Source organism: Thermococcus radiotolerans (assembly GCF_002214565.1).
Lineage (GTDB): Archaea > Methanobacteriota_B > Thermococci > Thermococcales > Thermococcaceae > Thermococcus > Thermococcus radiotolerans.
This window is the reverse complement of record NZ_CP015106.1, coordinates 1100117-1117008: the sequence shown is the minus strand read 5'-3', so window position 1 is coordinate 1117008 and position 16892 is coordinate 1100117. Positions and strand designations below refer to the sequence as shown.

22 protein-coding genes are annotated in these 16892 nt (G+C 55.6%); 16 read left to right on the top strand and 6 right to left on the bottom strand.

Annotated elements, in window-relative coordinates:
- Positions 1 to 80: 80 nt before the first annotated feature.
- The 9 genes from A3L10_RS06185 to A3L10_RS06145 all read left to right on the top strand — a co-directional run bounded on the left by A3L10_RS06185 (position 81) and on the right by A3L10_RS06145 (position 9350).
- Entirely contained in the window at positions 81 to 1088 is a 1008-nt protein-coding gene (locus A3L10_RS06185; RefSeq protein WP_088866824.1) for a Gfo/Idh/MocA family protein, read from the top strand.
- Entirely contained in the window at positions 1085 to 2098 is a 1014-nt protein-coding gene (locus A3L10_RS06180) for a Gfo/Idh/MocA family protein (protein ID WP_088866823.1), read from the top strand. The genes A3L10_RS06185 and A3L10_RS06180 overlap by 4 nt, the downstream gene beginning before the upstream one ends.
- A 122-nt stretch (positions 2099 to 2220) precedes the next feature.
- Entirely contained in the window at positions 2221 to 3507 is a 1287-nt protein-coding gene (locus tag A3L10_RS06175) for an ABC transporter substrate-binding protein (RefSeq protein ID WP_394335112.1), read from the top strand.
- A 13-nt stretch (positions 3508 to 3520) separates the two neighbouring features.
- Entirely contained in the window at positions 3521 to 4372 is an 852-nt protein-coding gene (locus A3L10_RS06170; RefSeq protein WP_088866821.1) for a carbohydrate ABC transporter permease, read from the top strand.
- Positions 4369 to 5202, top strand: a complete 834-nt coding sequence (locus A3L10_RS06165; protein ID WP_088180868.1) for a carbohydrate ABC transporter permease — start codon at positions 4369 to 4371, stop codon at positions 5200 to 5202. Before A3L10_RS06170 ends, A3L10_RS06165 begins: the two co-directional genes overlap by 4 nt.
- A 9-nt stretch (positions 5203 to 5211) precedes the next feature.
- Positions 5212 to 6315 carry an ABC transporter ATP-binding protein gene (locus A3L10_RS06160; protein WP_088180867.1) on the top strand — a complete coding sequence of 368 codons (1104 nt, stop codon included), beginning with the start codon at positions 5212 to 5214 and terminating at the stop codon, positions 6313 to 6315.
- 9 nt (positions 6316 to 6324) lie between these two features.
- A complete protein-coding gene (locus tag A3L10_RS06155) occupies positions 6325 to 7341 on the top strand; it encodes a TrmB family transcriptional regulator (protein ID WP_088866820.1) in 1017 nt (338 codons plus the stop codon).
- A gap of 25 nt (positions 7342 to 7366) precedes the next feature.
- Entirely contained in the window at positions 7367 to 8686 is a 1320-nt protein-coding gene (locus A3L10_RS06150; RefSeq protein WP_088866819.1) for a glycerate kinase type-2 family protein, read from the top strand.
- Positions 8687 to 8717: 31 nt separating this feature from the next.
- The gene (locus tag A3L10_RS06145) at positions 8718 to 9350 is read left to right on the top strand and encodes a diacylglycerol/polyprenol kinase family protein (protein ID WP_088866818.1); all 633 of its coding nucleotides are present in this window, start codon (positions 8718 to 8720) and stop codon (positions 9348 to 9350) included.
- Between the two features lies 1 nt (position 9351).
- Here the strand turns inward: A3L10_RS06145 and A3L10_RS06140 are convergent, their stop codons facing one another.
- The gene (locus A3L10_RS06140; protein WP_088866817.1) at positions 9352 to 10152 is read right to left on the bottom strand and encodes an SPL family radical SAM protein; all 801 of its coding nucleotides are present in this window, start codon (positions 10150 to 10152) and stop codon (positions 9352 to 9354) included.
- Between the two features lie 38 nt (positions 10153 to 10190).
- Between A3L10_RS06140 and A3L10_RS06135 the strand changes: the two genes are divergently transcribed.
- On the top strand, positions 10191 to 10841 hold the full coding sequence (locus tag A3L10_RS06135; RefSeq protein WP_088866816.1) for a M48 family metallopeptidase: 651 nt from the start codon (positions 10191 to 10193) through the stop codon (positions 10839 to 10841).
- Between the two features lie 2 nt (positions 10842 to 10843).
- The gene (locus A3L10_RS06130; protein WP_088866815.1) at positions 10844 to 11239 is read left to right on the top strand and encodes an NfeD family protein; all 396 of its coding nucleotides are present in this window, start codon (positions 10844 to 10846) and stop codon (positions 11237 to 11239) included.
- Here the strand turns inward: A3L10_RS06130 and A3L10_RS06125 are convergent.
- Positions 11211 to 11648, bottom strand: a complete 438-nt coding sequence (locus tag A3L10_RS06125) for a hypothetical protein (protein WP_088866814.1) — start codon at positions 11646 to 11648, stop codon at positions 11211 to 11213. The two genes, A3L10_RS06130 and A3L10_RS06125, sit on opposite strands and share 29 nt — an antisense overlap.
- Positions 11649 to 11715: 67 nt before the next feature.
- Between A3L10_RS06125 and A3L10_RS06120 the strand changes: the two genes are divergently transcribed.
- Positions 11716 to 12144: a CoA-binding protein gene (locus A3L10_RS06120; protein ID WP_088866813.1), complete on the top strand. Its 429-nt coding sequence runs from the start codon at positions 11716 to 11718 to the stop codon at positions 12142 to 12144.
- Here the strand turns inward: A3L10_RS06120 and A3L10_RS06115 are convergent.
- The 3 genes from A3L10_RS06115 to A3L10_RS06105 are packed head-to-tail and all read right to left on the bottom strand — an operon-like array spanning position 12141 to position 13894.
- Positions 12141 to 12563, bottom strand: coding sequence for a PIN domain-containing protein (locus A3L10_RS06115; protein WP_088866812.1), 423 nt, complete (start codon positions 12561 to 12563; stop codon positions 12141 to 12143). The genes A3L10_RS06120 and A3L10_RS06115 overlap by 4 nt on opposite strands.
- Complete coding sequence (locus A3L10_RS06110) at positions 12535 to 12750, bottom strand: hypothetical protein (RefSeq protein WP_088866811.1); 216 nt, start codon at positions 12748 to 12750, stop codon at positions 12535 to 12537. Before A3L10_RS06110 ends, A3L10_RS06115 begins: the two co-directional genes overlap by 29 nt.
- Positions 12751 to 12793: 43 nt before the next feature.
- Positions 12794 to 13894: a TRM11 family SAM-dependent methyltransferase gene (locus A3L10_RS06105; RefSeq protein WP_088866810.1), complete on the bottom strand. Its 1101-nt coding sequence runs from the start codon at positions 13892 to 13894 to the stop codon at positions 12794 to 12796.
- Positions 13895 to 14014: 120 nt separating this feature from the next.
- Between A3L10_RS06105 and A3L10_RS06100 the strand changes: the two genes are divergently transcribed.
- From A3L10_RS06100 to A3L10_RS06090, 3 genes are read left to right on the top strand one after another with little or no spacing between them, the layout of a single operon-like run.
- Positions 14015 to 15298, top strand: a complete 1284-nt coding sequence (locus A3L10_RS06100) for a prenyltransferase (RefSeq protein WP_088866809.1) — start codon at positions 14015 to 14017, stop codon at positions 15296 to 15298.
- On the top strand, positions 15277 to 15570 hold the full coding sequence (locus A3L10_RS06095; RefSeq protein ID WP_088180858.1) for a hypothetical protein: 294 nt from the start codon (positions 15277 to 15279) through the stop codon (positions 15568 to 15570). Before A3L10_RS06100 ends, A3L10_RS06095 begins: the two co-directional genes overlap by 22 nt.
- Positions 15570 to 15974 (top strand): secondary thiamine-phosphate synthase enzyme YjbQ, encoded by a 405-nt coding sequence (locus A3L10_RS06090; RefSeq protein ID WP_088866808.1) that lies wholly within the window; start codon positions 15570 to 15572, stop codon positions 15972 to 15974. Before A3L10_RS06095 ends, A3L10_RS06090 begins: the two co-directional genes overlap by 1 nt.
- Here A3L10_RS06090 and A3L10_RS06085 read toward each other — a convergent pair.
- Positions 15971 to 16528 carry an Era-like GTP-binding protein gene (locus A3L10_RS06085; protein ID WP_088866807.1) on the bottom strand — a complete coding sequence of 186 codons (558 nt, stop codon included), beginning with the start codon at positions 16526 to 16528 and terminating at the stop codon, positions 15971 to 15973. The two genes, A3L10_RS06090 and A3L10_RS06085, sit on opposite strands and share 4 nt — an antisense overlap.
- Before the next feature lie 49 nt (positions 16529 to 16577).
- Here A3L10_RS06085 and A3L10_RS06080 point away from each other — a divergent pair, with 49 nt between their 5' ends.
- Entirely contained in the window at positions 16578 to 16892 is a 315-nt protein-coding gene (locus A3L10_RS06080) for a hypothetical protein (protein WP_058938761.1), read from the top strand.

The following is a 16892-nucleotide window of genomic DNA, read 5'->3' as shown; positions in this document are numbered from 1 at the left end:
CATAAATTTACAACCATTTAAAGTGGTTTATTTTGAAAAGGATTATATACTTTTTGCCCCTACTCCCTTGGGGGATCCCCATGGAGCTAAAGGTCGGAGTGATAGGCTGCGGAAACATATTCAACCTTGCCCACAAAAAGGCCCTCAGGGGAATCGAGGGCATCAGGGTCGTCGCCTGCATGGACATAGACCCGGAACGGGCCCGCGAGGGTGCGAAGGAGTTTCGGGCGAAGGCGTTCACGAGTCTCGACGAGTTTTTGGATACAGAGGTTGACGTCGTTGAGGTGCTCACGCCAACCTACACCCACGCAGAACTTGCCGTTGAGGCTCTCAAGGCAGGAAAGCACGTGATAGTGGAGAAGCCGATAGCCCTCACCGTTGAAGAGGGCGAGAGAATGATAAAAACCGCCGAAAAGAAAGACCTGCACCTCTTCGTTGGTCACGTGAGGCGATTTGACAAGAGATGGATGCAGATGAAGGAGGTCATAAAGAAGCGCAACATCCTTCCCATGCACATCAGAAAGGCCGAAGTCCAGAACCTCCCCTTCCCCAGGGATTACTGGTACTGGGACGAGAACAGGAGCGGCGGTGTCGCCGTTGACCTCGGAGTTCACGTCACGGACTTCCTGCGCTGGTTCTTCGAGAGCGAACCGGTGAGCGTCTACGCCGTTGGGAAGTCCATCAAGGAGGAGGCGAGGGCCAACGGGACGTTCGACCACTTCATGATGATGATAAAGTTCGAGGGAGGAAAGACCGGCATAGCAGAGGTCAGCTGGGCCTACCCCTACCCCTCGCGCTACGGTGTCTTCTACCACCACGTTGACATCATAGGGAAAAATGGCAGGATACGCTACACCCCGCTGGACACTCCCGTGGTCGGCGTCGCCAAGGCCAACTTCGAGATGCCGCGCTTCTCACCGCTCCTCTCAACCTTCCCCGACGCCTTCGAGAGGGAACTGAGGCACTTCTTCAACTGCATTAAGGGGAAGGAAGAGCCAGTGGTTACCGCCGAGGACGCCCTGATAGCACTGAAGATTGCCGAGAGAGCAAAGGAGAGCGCCCGCAAGGGGGAGGTGGTTGAGGTATGAAGAAGCTCAACTTCGGAATAATAAGCTACGCTCATCCCCACGCCCTTCGTTTTGCCTCCACTATCGCGGGGGGCAAGGGGACAAAACTCGTGGCCATATCTGGCGATGGAGCCAACCCGGACGTTGCACGCGCCGAGGCGAAGAAGTACGGGGCGAAGTTCTACAGAAACTACGAGGCACTCCTGAGGGATGAGAACGTCGAGGCGGTTTACATAGCAATCGAGACCTACCGGCACAGGGAGATAGCCATCAGGGCCGCTGAGGAGGGCAAGCACATACTCCTTGAGAAACCCATAGCCCTGAACCTCAGGGATGCGGACGATGTTATAAGGGCCGCCAGGAAGGCCGGCGTAAAGCTCATGCTCCCCTTCAACCCCAGGTTCACGGAGCCCCTCGTGAAGGCGAAGGAGATGATCGATGCCGGTGAGATAGGTCCCATTGAGTACATCCAGACGATTTCGGAGAACGTTAAGCCTCCGATATTCCTTCAGGGCCTTGACATGGGCTGGTTCTTGGACGCGAGTAAGTCCGGCGGCGGGGGCTTCATGGACACGGCACCCCACGGTGTTGACTCCCTCCTCTGGCTCACGGGGGACCTCCCCAAGAAGGTCTACGCGGACATAGGCGCCAAGATATACGGTTTCCCTGTGGATGATATAGGCACCGCCGTCCTTGAGTTCAGAAAGGGCGTTCTTGCTGTTCTCACTGCCGGCTGGGGCAATCCGAGGGGCTACTCCTACGGCATCGAGATAAAGTACTACCTCGTCGGCAGGGAGGGCTTCCTCGACGTGAGAACTGCCTACCCGGACTTTACGGTCTACCAGGACAGGGCGGAGAAGATATACTGGGACAGGCCTGACGTGAGGGGGATAGTGAGTTCCTTCACGAGGGCCGTTCTGAGGGATGAGAACGTTCCCATAACCGGCGAGGATGCGAAGAAGAACCTGGCGATAATCCTTGCGGCCTACGAGTCGTCCAGAACGGGGAAAACCGTGAAGCCCAGGGTTTAATTCCAAACTTTTACTTTTTTGTAATACAACCACTTTCAGTGGTTCTAAACACAAATCTTATATATGTTGTTCACATAAGTCCGTTGAAGTACCTTACTTTAGGGATAGGGTGATGCCCCATGATTAGGAGGTTGTTTGGTGTTCTGTTGGCGGCGGTTGTGTTGTTCGCCGTAGTGTCCAGTGGCTGTATCTCCCCCGGAGGGGAGGAGAAAGTAACAGTGACGTTTCTGTCAACCCAGCTGAACCCGCCCGAGGAGAGGGCCTTCGTCCAGGAGGACCTTCTGAAGGGGTTTACATCGGACACGAACATCGAGGTTAATTTCGTCCCGATTTCCTACACGGACATGGTTACGAGGCTCGAGGGCGAGATGCAGACTGGAAAGGTCACCATCGACGTCATAGGTGACCTCCACGGCGGTATGGACTACATGGCCTCGAAGGGCTGGCTCGAGGACCTCAGCACGATGCCCAAGCTCGAGGGAAGGACCTTCATCAGCACCTTCGAGCAGTACTCCTACATCCGCGGCCAGAAGGCCTACGTGCCATGGATGAGCGCCACCTACGTTATGGTCGTTAACAAGGAGGCCTTCCAGTACCTGCCGGAAGGGCTTACCGAAGATGACGTCATGAAGGGCACCGACAAGTGGACCTACGATGCCCTCCTCCAGTGGGCCAAGAACCTCAAGGAGGCCAAGGGACAGCCCGAACTGGGCTTCCCGGCCGGACCGAAGGGACTCTTCGTCAGGTTCCTCCATGGCTACATCTATCCGAGCTACACCGGCTACCAGGCGAAGGAGTTCGACAGTCCAGAGGCCGTTGAGATGTGGGACTACCTCAAGGAACTCTGGCCCTACGTGCACCCGTCGAGCACCACCTGGGACGCCATGGCTGACCCGCTCTTGAAGGGCGAGGTTCTCATAGCCTGGGACCACACGGCGAGGATTAAGAACGCCATCGAGACCAAGCCGGACCAGTTCGTCGTCGTGCCGGTTCCGAGGGGGCCGAAGGGCAGGGGATTCATAGTCGTCCTCGCCGGCCTCGCCATACCGAAGGGAGCACCGCACAAGGACGAGGCTTGGAAGCTCATAGACTACCTCACCAAGCCGGACACCCAGGTCAAGGTTCTGGAGAAGGTTGGATTCTTCCCGACCGTTGAGGAGGCCAGCGGAAAGCTGCCCGAGGGACCGCTCAAGATACTCGCGGAGGGGGTCCAGGCCCAGGCGAGCACCGAAGATGCCCTCGTCGTCATGATACCGAACCTTGGAGACAAGGGAGGACAGTTCAAGGAGTACTACAAGCAGGCCTTCGAGAGGATAGTCCTCAACAACGAGGATCCGGCGACGGTAACCAAGGAGATCAAGCCCGACCTCATAAAGCTCTTCGAGGACGTTGGAGTGCCGGTGCCGTGAAGGAGGAGTTCCCATGGAACGGCGCTCTCTCGTTCCCTATCTTTTAATTTTGCCGGCTTTCGCGTATCTGCTGTTTTTTGTTGGCTATCCCCTCGTTCAGGCCCTCTATCTGGCCTTCACCCAGAACGGTGCCCTCTCCCTTGAGGTATGGCGGAGAACCTTTAGCGATTACTACTTTTGGAGCGCGTTTAAATACACAATCCTTCTGGCGGGTATCATAGTCCCGACCCAGGTTGCCCTTGCCGTTGTTCTGGCCCTTCTAATGAACCGCGTTTTCAAGGGCAAGGACGCCGCCCTCTACGCCCTCATAATTCCCCTCACCATAAGCGACGTGGCGGCCGGTTTAATATGGTACTCCATGCTCTCCCCCTACGGTTTCATAAACAAGCTTCTCATGAACCTGGGGCTGATAAGCCAGCCGATATACGTATTCGGCTACGAATACCGCATGAGGGAGTTCTTCGCGATAGTTATAGCCGAGCTGTGGCGCTCCACGGCGATAGTCTTTGTGATAATCCTGGCCGGCCTTCAGATGATAAGCAAGGAGTACATCGAGGCTGCCGAGGTCTTTGGGGCGAGCTACTGGACGAGGCTCAGGCGCATCGTTCTGCCGCTCCTAAAGCCCAGCATCCAGAGCGCCCTCATAATAAGGACTCTCTTCGCGATGCAGATCTTCGGTATCGTCTGGATACTGGCCGGCAGGGACATCCCGGTTCTCGCCGGTGAGGGCTACTACCAGCTCACGGAGATAAAGGACGCCGGCGTTGCATCGGTATACGCCCTCGTGATAGCTGGTCTCTCCATACTGCTCGGTGCGCTATACATCAAGTTCCTCCGCGCTGAGTATCTGGAGGTGGGAGAATGAACGACGAGACCAAGTACGCCCTCAAAAAGGTGGGGTTCTACACAGCCGTTTTCACGGCCGCGGTCTGGATAGTGATTCCGATAATCATCTCCTTCCTCTACGCCTTCACCAGCAAGGCCGACTACTATGACCCGACCAAGATAATCCCGACGAGCTTCACGAGCGAGTACGTTCACACGATACTCTTCACCCTCGGCGCGTGGGACGGAATAAAGAACAGCGTCATAGTGGCGGTGCTCACCATCATCATAAGCTTCATCCTCGGCGTCCCAGCCGGGTACTCGATAGCCAAATACATGTTCCCGGGCAAGGACCACATAAAGCTCTCCATAGTTGCCCTCAGGATGTTCCCGATTCCGGTCATGGCCATACCGCTCCTGGTTCTCTACATAGACCTTCACTTGGCGGATACTCTCCTTGGAGTGGCGCTGGCCCACACGGCGATGGCGCTCCCCTTCGTCGTCCTCATAACGTCGAGCATCTTCGCCGGGGTATCCAAGGAGTACGAGGAGGCCGCGATGGTTTTTGGCCTTACCCGGTTCGGCTCCTTCAGGAAGATAACCCTTCCCCTGGCCCTCCCGGGGCTGGCCGCTGCCGCCATGTTCACCTTCGTCATGAGCTGGAACGAGGTCTTCGTGGCGTCTATCCTCACCCTCAACAACAGAACCCTTCCGGCTCAGATACTCTCGATAATGGCCGGCTCCAGCGGCGGTGCCGCGCCGGACTACTACAAGTTCGCGGCGGCGTTCATAATGACCCTCCCGGCGATGCTGTTCATCCTCTTCGCCAGGAGGTATCTGGTCACGATGTGGGGTATAACGCTCAAGTGAGGTGTTACCATGGTTGAGGTCAAGCTTGAGGGAATAACCAAGAGGTTTGGGGACTTCGAGGCCGTTAAGGACCTTACACTCACGATAAAGGATGGGGAGTTCCTCGTGCTCCTCGGGCCGAGCGGCTGCGGAAAGACGACGACGTTGAGGATGATTTCCGGCCTTGAGACGCCCAGCGAAGGCAAGATATACTTCGGCGATAGAGACGTTACATACCTGCCCCCCAAGGACAGGAACATTTCGATGGTCTTTCAGAGCTACGCCGTCTGGCCGCACATGAAGGTCTTCGACAACATAGCCTTCCCGCTCAGGGTGAAAAAGTATCCCGAGGACGAGATAACGAGGCGCGTCAAGTGGGCGGCAGAACTCCTCCAGATAGAGAGTCTCCTCGACCGCTACCCCGGACAGCTCAGCGGTGGCCAGAGGCAGCGTGTGGCCGTCGCCAGGGCGATAGTGGTTGAGCCAGACGTTCTGCTCATGGACGAGCCGCTCAGCAACCTGGACGCCAAACTCAGGGTGGCGATGCGCGCCGAGATCAAGAAGCTCCAGACGAAGCTGAACGTCACGACCATCTACGTCACCCACGACCAGGTCGAGGCAATGACTATGGGAGACAGGATAGCGGTTATGAACAAGGGCCGGCTCCTCCAGGTGGGTCCGCCCACGGAGGTTTACCTCAAGCCCAACTCCCTCTTCGTGGCGACTTTCATAGGCGCTCCCGAGATGAACATCCTCAGCGCCGCGGTCACCGAGAGGGAGGGGCTGGCGCTCGAAGGGGATGGCTTCATCGTCCCCCTACCGGAGGACTTCAGGGAGCTGCTTCTTGACTACATCGGGAAAGACGTTCTCCTTGGCATAAGGCCCGAGCACATGACGGTGAAGGGAGTCTCCACCCTTGAGCACGTAACCAGAACTGCGGAGATAGATGGGATCGTGGATTTCATCGAGGCCCTAGGGACGGACACGATAGTCCACGCCAAGGTTGGGGGAAACATAATCAAGATAAAGCTGCCGGGGCACATACCCCTGCCCGTTGGAGAAAAGATTAAAATAGAGATAGACCTTGACAATATCCATATCTTCGACAGGGACACGGAGAAAGCGATAATCTGAGGCCTGCCTATGGACGAGAAGGAGATAAAGGCCCTCCTCCGCGAGTTCGGCCTTAACGAGTACGAGGTTAGGGCTTACCTCGCCCTGATCAGAAACGGGCCGTTAACCGCGGGAGAGCTCGCGACGCTCTCAAAGGTTCCCCAGCCCAGGATATACGACGTAATAAGAACGCTCATGGCCAAGGGATTCGTCACAACGAGCCAGGGCAGACCCAAGCAGGTCATTCCCCTCAACCCGGAAAGCGTCATGAACGCCATCAAGCGGCGGTACGACGAGAGGATAGAGGCCCTCAAATCCGCCCTCGAGGAGATTTACACACCTCACGGCGAGATAGGCAGCGTAATCGTGGTTAAGAGCCGCATAACTCTGGAAGACTACGTCAGGAGGGCAATAAAGAACGCCAGATTCCACATGAGCATTGCCGTTCCCAGGGAGTTCCTGAAGAGGCTGGAGAAGGAACTGAGGGAAAAGAAGGACAACAACGTCCGCATAAACCTTTTCCTTTACGGGGAAAACGACGTTCCATCCGTGGCCAACGAGATACGCATCAGGGATGTGCCCGATCCGATAATCATAATTCAAGACCGGGATATGGGAGTATACCTCCCCTACGAGGCCTTGAGCGGTGGCAGCTCCCTCCACGGCTACGGCCTTATAATCCAGGACAACAACCTGCTCTTCATGCTCGACCGCTACTTCTATCACGCCCTATGGCCCACCGGCAGGGTCGTTTATCGTGAGGAGCGCGAGCTCAAGCTTCCGAGGGAGTACATACACATAAGGGAGCTGGTCGCCGACCTGAAAACATTTGGACTCGCCGGCATGCGCGTGGAGGTTATCGGAAGGTTTGTACGTTCCGGAGAGCCGGTCCATCTCACGGGCACCATCGTTGAGTTTTTTGAAGACGAGCACAAGGTGATATCCAACATAACCGTCGAGACCGAAGATGGAACTAGATACGTCGTGGGCGGCTGGAACGCTTCCCTGGAGGACATAGAGGCCGAGAGGATAATACTCTTTGAGTGATCTCTTTCCACTGGAGGAGGGTGAGATGGACGCCAAAACCGCCGCATTGGAGATTATGAACTCTGCAATTGAAAGCGCCGACCCCTACCGGGCAGTGCGTAGGAGCATTAACGTCGATGGAAACCGCATGGCCGTTTTTGGAGAGGAGTTTTCCCTGTCTGGAAAAGTCTACCTCCTCGCCTTCGGCAAGGCCGCCTGCTCCATGGCGAGAGCCGTCGTTGACCTCCTTGGGGAGCGGATTGAGGAAGGGGTAATAATCACCAAGTACGGCTACGCCGAAGACTGTCCCAAGTTGAGAAGGCTGAAGGTCATCGAAGCTGGACACCCCGTTCCAGACGAGAACTCCCTCCTGGGCGGAAAGCCCGGCCTCGAGCTGGCCGAAAAGGTTGAGGAGAACGACGTCCTTCTCGTCCTTATCTCCGGGGGTGGGAGTGCACTCTTCCTCCTACCCGAGAGGGGGATAACCCTTGAGGACAAAATCAGGACGAACGAGCTCCTCCTGAAGAGCGGGGCAAAGATATACGAGATAAACACGGTGAGAAAGCACATCTCGGCAGTCAAGGGCGGCAAGCTGGCGAAGCGCGTGAGGGGAAGGGTGATAAGCCTGATCCTCTCGGACGTCGTCGGCGACCCGCTCGAGGCGATAGCATCGGGCCCGACCGTGAAGGACCCCACCACCTTCGGAGACGCCTTCAGAATTCTGAAGCTCTACGGCGTCTGGGAGAAGCTGCCGGAGAGCGTTAAGAGACACATCGAGCTGGGACTTGAGGGAAAAGCCGAGGAGACCCTCAAGGAAGACCTCCCGAACGTCCACAACTTCATAGTTGGGAGCAACACCCTCGCTTGCGAATCCGCCTTGGCGAAGGCGAAGGAACTCGGCTACAACGCCCTGCTGCTCACCACGACCCTCGAAGGCGAGGCCAGGGAGATAGCCCTAGCGGTAGGCTCGATAGTCCAGGAGATAGCTAGATACGACCGTCCGGCTCCAAAGCCGGCCGTCCTAATAGCCGGCGGTGAGTGGACTGTGACAATCGAGGGAAAGGCCGGCCTCGGCGGGCCGAACCAGGAGTTTGCCCTGAGTATTGCCAGAAAGATATATGGGCTGAACGCGGTGGTTTTGGCGGTCGATACGGATGGGACGGACGGGCCAACCGATGCTGCCGGCGGGATAGTCGACGGGAAAACGCTTGGACTTCTCAGGGAAGCCGGGATGGACGTCGAGGAAGTCCTCAGAAGGCACGACGCCTATCACGCGCTGGAAAAGGTCGGCGCGCTCCTCAGGACCGGGCCGACTGGAACCAACGTGAACTCGCTGGTGGTGGCGGTCATCCCGAAGGGGCTTTAAGAGAAACCGTTCAATATTACTGGGTGAAATCATGAACCGCATTCCACGAAGGGAGCTCGTGAGAAAGGGCTGGCACGTCCTCCCCGGAATTCTCGGTGCCCCTATAATCGTCTTCACTCCAAAGTGGGTTACCTTAGTGGTCGTCTGGTTCTTCGCCTTTCTCTACACTCTCCAGCACCTCAAGCTCCTCCGCGGCTGGAAGTTCACGGTACCCATAGCCGACCTGAGCTACAGAACTATGGCGAGGGAAGACGAGAGGGATAACTACCTTGGCAGCTTTCTCTTCTGGATTACCGCAGGTATAATCTGCACGGTCTTTCCGAAAATAGCGGCCCTCTCAGCGTTATGGGTTTCAACGTTCGGGGACTGCTGCAACGCCCTAGCCGGTCAGCTCTTGAGCGGGCCGAGAATTCCCTGGAACCGGCGAAAAACCCTCATCGGGAGCATCGTAATGCTCACGGTTTCTCTGGTGGCCCTCTGGGCCAGCCATGGGGTTCTTGAGATGGACCCCTCGCCCTCGATCCTTATCGGGATTGGACTGGCCGCCACCCTGCTCGAGAGTCTCCCGCTCCCTTCGGCCTACGATGAGTTCACTGTGCCCTTCTCAACGGCACTTCTCATCTGGCTGGCCTACGGCGGGGCTCTGCTCTCCCCTGCGTGGTGAGTCAGGGCTTCACAAACTCCCAGCCTTCCCTGTGGGTCTCTATTCCCTCCGTCTTCACGCGTAGGGCTCTTATCTCCTTCTTCAGTCCCCACAGAAACTCTTCAAAGGCCTCATCATCGGTCAGAACCTCGTAGCTTTCCGGGTACTCATCGCGGAGGAGTTCCTGGAATTCCCTTCCAGAGGCTCGGAGGTTGAGCACTTCGAAGAAGTAGTAGTCCGCGAAGCCCCTCGTGTCCTCCACTATGGCGGAAACGTCCGTTATCTCCGGAATTATTGGGCTGACGAAGACGTACGTTTTCAAGCCCGCCTCGTGGAGCTCTTTGAGTGCGTTAACCCTCGCCTCGTGAGCCGGCGTCAGCGGTTCAAAGAGCCTCTTCTCCCTTCCGATGAAGCCGTTTATCGTGAGGCCAACCTCTATCCTCCGGAACTCCTTGAAAAGGTCGATGTCCCTGGTTACCAGAGGGGACTTGGTGAGCACAGAAAGTTCGTTCCTCTTGTCCATGTACCTCAAAACCCTTCTCGTAAGCTTTAACTCGGCCTCTATCGGCTGATACGGGTCGCTCACCGTTGACATGACGACGCTCCCAGAAACGTGCTTTCTCGCCAGGTCGGGTGCGTTGATTTTGACCTCGACCCAGCTTCCCCATCTCCCGTAGTCCTTCCACCTCGTTAGAAACTTGGCGTAGCAGTATTCGCATGCGAAGGCACAGCCGACGTACTGATTGATCGCCCACTCCACACCCGGAATCTTCGATTTTGTGTAGATGCTCTTGGCGCGCCTCTCTATAACCCGAACCTTCATAAGGACTTTTTATCCATTCTCCTTAAAAGGTGAGCGGCATGAGGTTAAGGGTTCGCCGTCGGCCGGTTAAGTATGCAAGGCTCGAGGTAAGGCCGGACGGAACGGTTGTTATAACCGCCCCTGATGGCTTCGACGTCGATAACCTGATCGAGAAGCACCGCGGCTGGCTCGAGGGCAAGCTGGCCGAGATAGGTGAGCTCAGAGAGATTGCGGAGTCCGGTTTCCCCATCAACGGGGAGTTCTATCAGGTCATCCACGGGAGAAAGCCCAAAGTTCACGAGCGGTTCAAGACCGTCGTCCTCTCCCCCAATCCCAACGATGTGGTCGACTGCCTGAAGAAGATCCTCCGAAGGGAGCTTCTGCCCCTCGTGGATTCCTACGCCCGCAGGATGGGGGTGGAGCCGGGGAAGGTCTACATCAGGCACCAGAAGAGCCGATGGGGGAGCTGTTCCCCCAAGGGAAACCTGAACTTCAACGTTCGCCTCATAGCCCTCCCCCCGGAGCTTAGGGAGTACGTTGTAATCCATGAGCTCGCCCATCTGAAGCACATGAACCATTCAAAGGCCTTCTGGGAGCTCGTCGGGGAGTTCTACCCGGACTACAAAAACGCCAGAAAGGAGCTTAAGAAGTGGTGGACGATAGTGGAACTGAACCCCTACTGGAAGTGGCTGGCCAGGGGCGAGGTTTAAAGATGGGGCGTACAAAAGTCGAGAATCTCCTCAGGCTCCTCGCGCTGATGGCCGATGAGATTATCGTTGGCATTTTTATCTTCCTAATACTCCCACGAATGGGTGTGGAGATTCCCATCTGGGCGGGTCTGCTCGTGATAGCCGTTCTCTTGGCCAAGGACTTTCTAATAGCGCCCTTCGTTCTCGGCGGCGGAGCGGACAGGAAGCCAGAGGCCGGCCCCGAGGGGCTGATAGGGAGAACCGCCCTCGTTGTCGAAGACCTTTCTCCAGAAGGAGTTGTTAAGCTCGATGGCGAGCTCTGGAAGGCGGAGTGTTTAAACGGAACCGCTGGAAGGGGCGAAAAGGTTAGAATAATCTCCGTTAGGGGTACTAAGGTGCTCGTGGAACGCCGAGGGTAGCAAGAACCGCCGCGAGCTCTTCGGGCTTGTTGGTCGTGAATGAGACCGTCCATCCCTTCTTCTGACGTATCGTGACGCAGGCCCTTCCGGGCAGGGTGAAGTGCACCGTTCCGTAGCAGGAGGTCCAGCCCTCCCGAACCTCAAAACTCGCAATGTTCTCGATGGGAACAGTCTTCCTGACTATGAGTCCAATGATGCCCCGTATCCTCAGCTCGCGCTCGTCTATCTCGATTTTAATCGCCATGACATCAAGGAGCAGAACCGTAACTCCAATCGTGGTCGCGAGCATTATCTCAACGCCCTCGCCTGCCTGATACGTCGCGTAGAGGCCCGCGAACATCGCGATAATCGGAACCAGCATGATGATTTGGAATACCCGGCTCGTCAGCCTCTCCTCGTAGAGTGCCATATCTTCACCGAAGGAACTTCTCCACTATCCCTTTAAAGTTTGGCCTCAAAACTTTCCTGGTGGTACGATGGTAAGGACGATGCCGGTTGACAGGCTGACCGACGATAACCTTAAGGAAATCCTGACGAAGTACAGAAAGATCGCCCTCGTGGGCGCTTCACCGAAGCCGGAGAGGGATTCCAACGATGTGATGCGCTACCTTCTCGAACACGGCTACGAGGTTTACCCCGTGAACCCCCGGTACGATGAAGTCCTTGGAAGGAAGTGCTATCCGAGCGTTCTCGATATCCCTGATGAGGTGGAGATAGTCGACCTCTTCGTGAGGGCGGAGTTCACGATGGACTACGTTGAGCAGGCGATAGAGAAGGGGGCAAAGGTCGTCTGGTTCCAGTTTAACACGTACAACAGGGATGCGTTCAAAAAGGCCAAGGAAGCGGGCCTAGCTGCTGTTGCCCACCGCTGCATAAAGCAGGAGCACGCGAGGCTGATCGGCTAATTGATGCCGAGAAGTTTGAGGACCTCTTTCGTTGTTAGAACTTGAACTTCATTTACCTCTTTCAGCCTTTTGTCGTTGCTCCAGAGCGGGGCGTTTACCTTTAACGAGAGCGCAATAAAATCTACATCGTCCTTGTCAGGGGTTATCTCCAGGGCAACGGGGATGAACTCGGCGTAGAACTCCTCCCCAACAAACATTACGTGCTCTCGCAGTGTAGAAATCAGAAACTCAAAGTCTTCAGAGCTTATCCTCGCCTTTCTCGTTATCACATCTTTATGCTCGTACAGCTCTTTTATGGCGAATTCCGGACTGATTAGTCTCCCGGATAGCAGGAAAATTAACTCCCTCGTTGTGGTGGATTTCCCGAAGAAAGAGAACAGCACGTTGGTGTTAACCACGAGAAGAATATTTTCTCTCAAGGTACTCGCCCCGTCCGGCCTTTGCCTTCCTTCCGAGTTCTATCGCCTCTTCCTCCGTTAACTCTGAGTTCTTGAGGAGTTCGTTTACCCGCTCAAGGCTCTCCAAACGGTGTACTATGGCCTTTGCTATCAGCTTTGCAAGTTTTTCATCCACTGTGGGGGGCACTTTCACAACTATGTTTCCCATTCAACCACCAGTAAAACTATTCACTCTTTCCTTATAACGATTTTTAGCCCCGATATCTCAGCACGTGGACGTCCCTGACGAGCCTGTGCCTCTCCTCGTAGTCGGTGTACCTCCCAACTACCTCGAAGCCGAGCTTGGCCAGCCACTTCCTCTCCTTTCTATATATTCCCCCTCCGCTCAGCCTGTAGGCTGGGAAGACGAAGACGACTCTTCCGTTCCTCTTGAGAATGTATCCAAAGCTCTCGAAGACGGGATAATAGAGCCTGTCCAGCTCGTTGGCGAGCCTTATCGCCTCGCCCCTGCTCGGGTTCCTCTTGAGGGGTTTTCCGAGGTATGGTTCCGTAACTATTGCGTCGAATCTCTGGCGGAAGCAGCGCTTCAGCTTTCTCGCGTCGCAGACCTCGAGGTGAGCGGAGTTCTTGAGGCGAAACTCCTTTCTGAGCCATGCGAGGTTCCTCTTGGCGTCCCGTATTCTCTCCGGGTCTCGGTCGCTGCCGTACGCCGAAAGTCCCTGGAGGACGAACTCCTGAACTATCGTCCCTATACCACAGAAGGGATCGAGGAAAGAACCCTTCTTCACCTCTGTTAGATTCACCATTATCCTCGCGAGCCTGGGCGGGATGGAAAGGATGGGCCTCTGAACAGGCCTCTCCACGTCGAGCTTCTTCAGCTCGAACGGGTCGGTGACTTTAACGGTCTCGCCGACCCAGAAGCTCCCGTCCTCGCGGAAGAGGAAGACGAAGTCCTTAACTTCTGGGAAGCCCTTGAGGATGAGTTCGGCGGGCATGGCATAAACCTTGGCGGGCTTGAAGAACTTTGACGGGCCTTCCGCCTTGAACTCCCTCTTTATCGCGCTTCCCAATTTTCGCCAGAGCCTCCAGTCGCTCTCACCGTAGAGGCTGACCGTGAAGAGCCTCGCGTATTCGAGGTCGCCTATAGCATCCTCCCCTTCGCCGACTATCCGGACCAGTTTGAGTGAACCCCCCAGCCAGTGGAAGTACCTCTCAACCTTGGGGCTCGAATTGAATACCATCCAGTCACGGTTGGAGTCAATGATTCCAACCTTTAGGTTAAACCTTCTCGCAAACGCATGAAATTCCGCTTCACTCAGGAGGGGATTCTTTCCGAATATCACGGCGTACATAGTCGTTCACTCCGCTTACGGTCTTAAAAACGTTCCGAGGGTTAGGTTAATAAGAAGAAGCGCGTAATATACTAAATGAGGATTCGGGTAAAATCTACAATCCAATGGGGGATATGTCGTATGATTGCCAAAGAGGTGCTGGCCTCCGTTGAGGTAATTCCAGACCCCTATATAAAATCTGCAACTTATGCTAAAATTGGTGAGAGATTAGCCAAAGCAAGGGACAACCTCTACAAGACCGCTTTTCTCCGCGCAATTGAGACTGCCAAGGAGATAGAGGATCCTGTGACGATGTTCCGGGCGCTTCTTTCCGTTGGATACTCAATGGGCCGCGCGGGGCTCAAATCCGCCAAGAGAATATACCAGGGGGTTCTTGAGGATTCCAGGATGCTTCCGAAGGCCCAGAGGGACCTGATAATGCAGAGTGCCGCTGGCTACATGCTGGCTCTCGGGGAGGTTAACGAGGCGATAACCTACGCCCTGGAGATAGAGAACCCCAAGGCCCGGAACGAGATGCTCCTTGAAATACTGCGCGTCAACACCAGGATGATAGGAAAGGAGCACTTGAAGGTGGCATACAGGCTCAGGAAGAGCAAGCTGATCGTGGACTACATAGATTCCGAACCCTATCGCTCAAGGGCCATGCTGGAGCTGATAAAGGCCTATCTGTTCCTGGACAGCTACGAGAATGCCATATCTCTCCTTCGGGAGATTCAGGTTAAGGACTGGGCCAAGCAGGCCTTCAAAGAGGTCGCTTTCTATCTAAAGGAGAAGGACGTGCTCGGTCACTACATAGACGCCCTGGAGACGGTTGCCAACGACCTCATCGGAAAGTTTGGAAGAGACTTCACGGTGGAGCTGGCTTTTGTATTCGCCCTCAGCGGTGAGGGCGTGCCCGCCCTCGACCTCATAAGGCGCCTTGAGAACAGCGACTCCATCATCGTCGAGATGGCCCTGGAGCTCCTTGAAAGGGACCACGATGTGCTACCCAGCTTCATCTCCGCCATGAGGGAGGAAGAGGTGGCCCTAGTCGGGAAGGTCATCATGAACAAAATCCTCGAGAACCCGAAGAAGGGCAGCTGGGCGATAGTTAAAGCCATCGGAAACGGAACCTCCAGCGAGGAGGTCTGGGCCAAGATAGCCCGCTACCACGTCCTCAAGGGCGAGCTGGAGGGGGCGATGAGGATAGGAAGCCTCATACAGAACGAAAGACTGCGCTCGATAATAATGGCCGACGTTGCTCACCACTTGGTCAAGAGGGGAGAGGTCGAGAGGGCCATCGATGCAGCGCTTGAGGTCAGGAACCCGAGGTTCTCTTCAATACTGGTCTCCGAGATACTCATCAAGGCCCTGGAGCAAGAGCTTCCGGGGAGGGTTAAGTCATGGAACGGCTCAAGGCACTGATAGGGAGAAAGGAAGACAGGGTTGACTTCGTCAGCTACCTCATAACCATCCTCCTGACGAACAAGGAGCTTTACTCCGATGAGATACTGTTCAGGGACGCCGTTGAGGAGATATACCGAACCCTCCGCTCAGAGGTTGTGGATAACGGCAGAAAGGACTTGATTGACGCCTACGAGAAGGCGGTTCTCCTGAGGGCGGTCGTTTCCGGCTCGATTGAGGCCCCCGATAAGCTTTTACTCGAGATAAAGAAAGGACTCACCCGGTGGGAGTGATGCTGTTCGAGGTCAAGGTCCCAACCGAGGAGAAGTTCCAGATAGTTGATATAACCGACGAGATTCAGCACCTCGTGTGGAAGAGCGACGTGACCAGCGGCATTGTCGTCGTCTTTACCGCCCACACCACTACGGGCCTCGCCATAAACGAGAACGAGGCGGGGCTTGTTCAGGACATCAGGGCAAAGATGAAGGAGCTGATTCCGAAGGGCGCCGGCTACGCCCACGACCGCATAGACAGCAACGCCCACTCACACCTGAGGGCAACTCTCCTCCTGAACCCGGAGGTCGTCGTGCCGATAGAGAACGGTGAACTGCTCCTCGGAACCTGGCAGAGAATCCTTTTCATCGAACTAGACGGTCCGAGGCACAGGAAGGTTCTGGTGAAGATTTGCAAGTGCTAAACGTACTGGGCGTAGTACGCCAGCCTCTCGAGCAGATCGTTGAACCCCTCGTAGGTGACCAGCGAGAGGGGTATCGCATCCTGCTCAAGGCGCTTCTTTATCGTTTGCCTTATTTTCTCTACCCTCTCCGGTGGAACGAGGTCTACCTTGTTGATAACGACGATTATTGGCTTCTCGTAGCGGAACTTGAGCATGTGGTGGAGCTTCTCCATACCCCTGTGCAGGCCGACCGTGGCATCGACCATGTGGATGACTATGTCCGAGGAGACTATCTCGTTGATTATCTCCCGGAACTTCTCCTCGCTCAGGACCTTGCCCCTCAGCTCCCTCTGGGGGTCGAAGAGGCCGGCTGTGTCTATGAGCACGAACTCATCGGCTCCTCCTAGGGGGTTCTTCATGCTCTTCGGTATCTTGAGCTTTCCGAAGCGCCGTCTTATCGTTCCCTTGGTCGTTCCTGGGAGGTTCTCCACCTCCGAGATTTTACCGCCTATGAGGGCGTTCATGAGCGTTGACTTGCCGACGTTCTCGGCACCGATAATCGCAACCTTTATCATACCCTCACCCCACAGATATTTACAAGGTTGGCCTATAAAGGTGATGAGCATGCCCAAGCGGGTCAAACTCGGTCATCATTATTATTACATCGTTACGGTTGATGAGCTGAATTCCGGCGGTTTTCGCGGTAAGAACGTCGTCATCGAGGGCACCATCGAGGACAAGCCTCTGGTGGAGTTCCTCCCCATGGAATTACCTGGCTACAGGACGACCTTTAAAGTTTCCGGCCTCAGGGTGGAGTTCTCGGGAAGTCCGTGCCTCGGAAAGGGCGAATGGGTGAAGGTCTACGGCCGCTTTCTCGGTGACTGCATAATGGCGAGCGCCATTGAAACCGAAAGGGCCGTTTTCACGACGGAGGAATGA

Coding starts and splice junctions, on each gene's coding strand:
- A3L10_RS06185 (WP_088866824.1), top strand. CDS start 81: ATGGAGCTAAAGGTCGGAGTGATAGGCTGCGGAAACATATTCAACCTT.
- A3L10_RS06180 (WP_088866823.1), top strand. CDS start 1,085: ATGAAGAAGCTCAACTTCGGAATAATAAGCTACGCTCATCCCCACGCC.
- A3L10_RS06170 (WP_088866821.1), top strand. CDS start 3,521: ATGGAACGGCGCTCTCTCGTTCCCTATCTTTTAATTTTGCCGGCTTTC.
- A3L10_RS06165 (WP_088180868.1), top strand. CDS start 4,369: ATGAACGACGAGACCAAGTACGCCCTCAAAAAGGTGGGGTTCTACACA.
- A3L10_RS06160 (WP_088180867.1), top strand. CDS start 5,212: ATGGTTGAGGTCAAGCTTGAGGGAATAACCAAGAGGTTTGGGGACTTC.
- A3L10_RS06155 (WP_088866820.1), top strand. CDS start 6,325: ATGGACGAGAAGGAGATAAAGGCCCTCCTCCGCGAGTTCGGCCTTAAC.
- A3L10_RS06150 (WP_088866819.1), top strand. CDS start 7,367: ATGGACGCCAAAACCGCCGCATTGGAGATTATGAACTCTGCAATTGAA.
- A3L10_RS06145 (WP_088866818.1), top strand. CDS start 8,718: ATGAACCGCATTCCACGAAGGGAGCTCGTGAGAAAGGGCTGGCACGTC.
- A3L10_RS06140 (WP_088866817.1), bottom strand. CDS start 10,152: ATGAAGGTTCGGGTTATAGAGAGGCGCGCCAAGAGCATCTACACAAAA.
- A3L10_RS06135 (WP_088866816.1), top strand. CDS start 10,191: ATGAGGTTAAGGGTTCGCCGTCGGCCGGTTAAGTATGCAAGGCTCGAG.
- A3L10_RS06130 (WP_088866815.1), top strand. CDS start 10,844: ATGGGGCGTACAAAAGTCGAGAATCTCCTCAGGCTCCTCGCGCTGATG.
- A3L10_RS06125 (WP_088866814.1), bottom strand. CDS start 11,648: ATGGCACTCTACGAGGAGAGGCTGACGAGCCGGGTATTCCAAATCATC.
- A3L10_RS06120 (WP_088866813.1), top strand. CDS start 11,716: ATGGTAAGGACGATGCCGGTTGACAGGCTGACCGACGATAACCTTAAG.
- A3L10_RS06110 (WP_088866811.1), bottom strand. CDS start 12,750: ATGGGAAACATAGTTGTGAAAGTGCCCCCCACAGTGGATGAAAAACTT.
- A3L10_RS06105 (WP_088866810.1), bottom strand. CDS start 13,894: ATGTACGCCGTGATATTCGGAAAGAATCCCCTCCTGAGTGAAGCGGAA.
- A3L10_RS06100 (WP_088866809.1), top strand. CDS start 14,015: ATGATTGCCAAAGAGGTGCTGGCCTCCGTTGAGGTAATTCCAGACCCC.
- A3L10_RS06095 (WP_088180858.1), top strand. CDS start 15,277: ATGGAACGGCTCAAGGCACTGATAGGGAGAAAGGAAGACAGGGTTGAC.
- A3L10_RS06090 (WP_088866808.1), top strand. CDS start 15,570: ATGCTGTTCGAGGTCAAGGTCCCAACCGAGGAGAAGTTCCAGATAGTT.
- A3L10_RS06085 (WP_088866807.1), bottom strand. CDS start 16,528: ATGATAAAGGTTGCGATTATCGGTGCCGAGAACGTCGGCAAGTCAACG.
- A3L10_RS06080 (WP_058938761.1), top strand. CDS start 16,578: ATGCCCAAGCGGGTCAAACTCGGTCATCATTATTATTACATCGTTACG.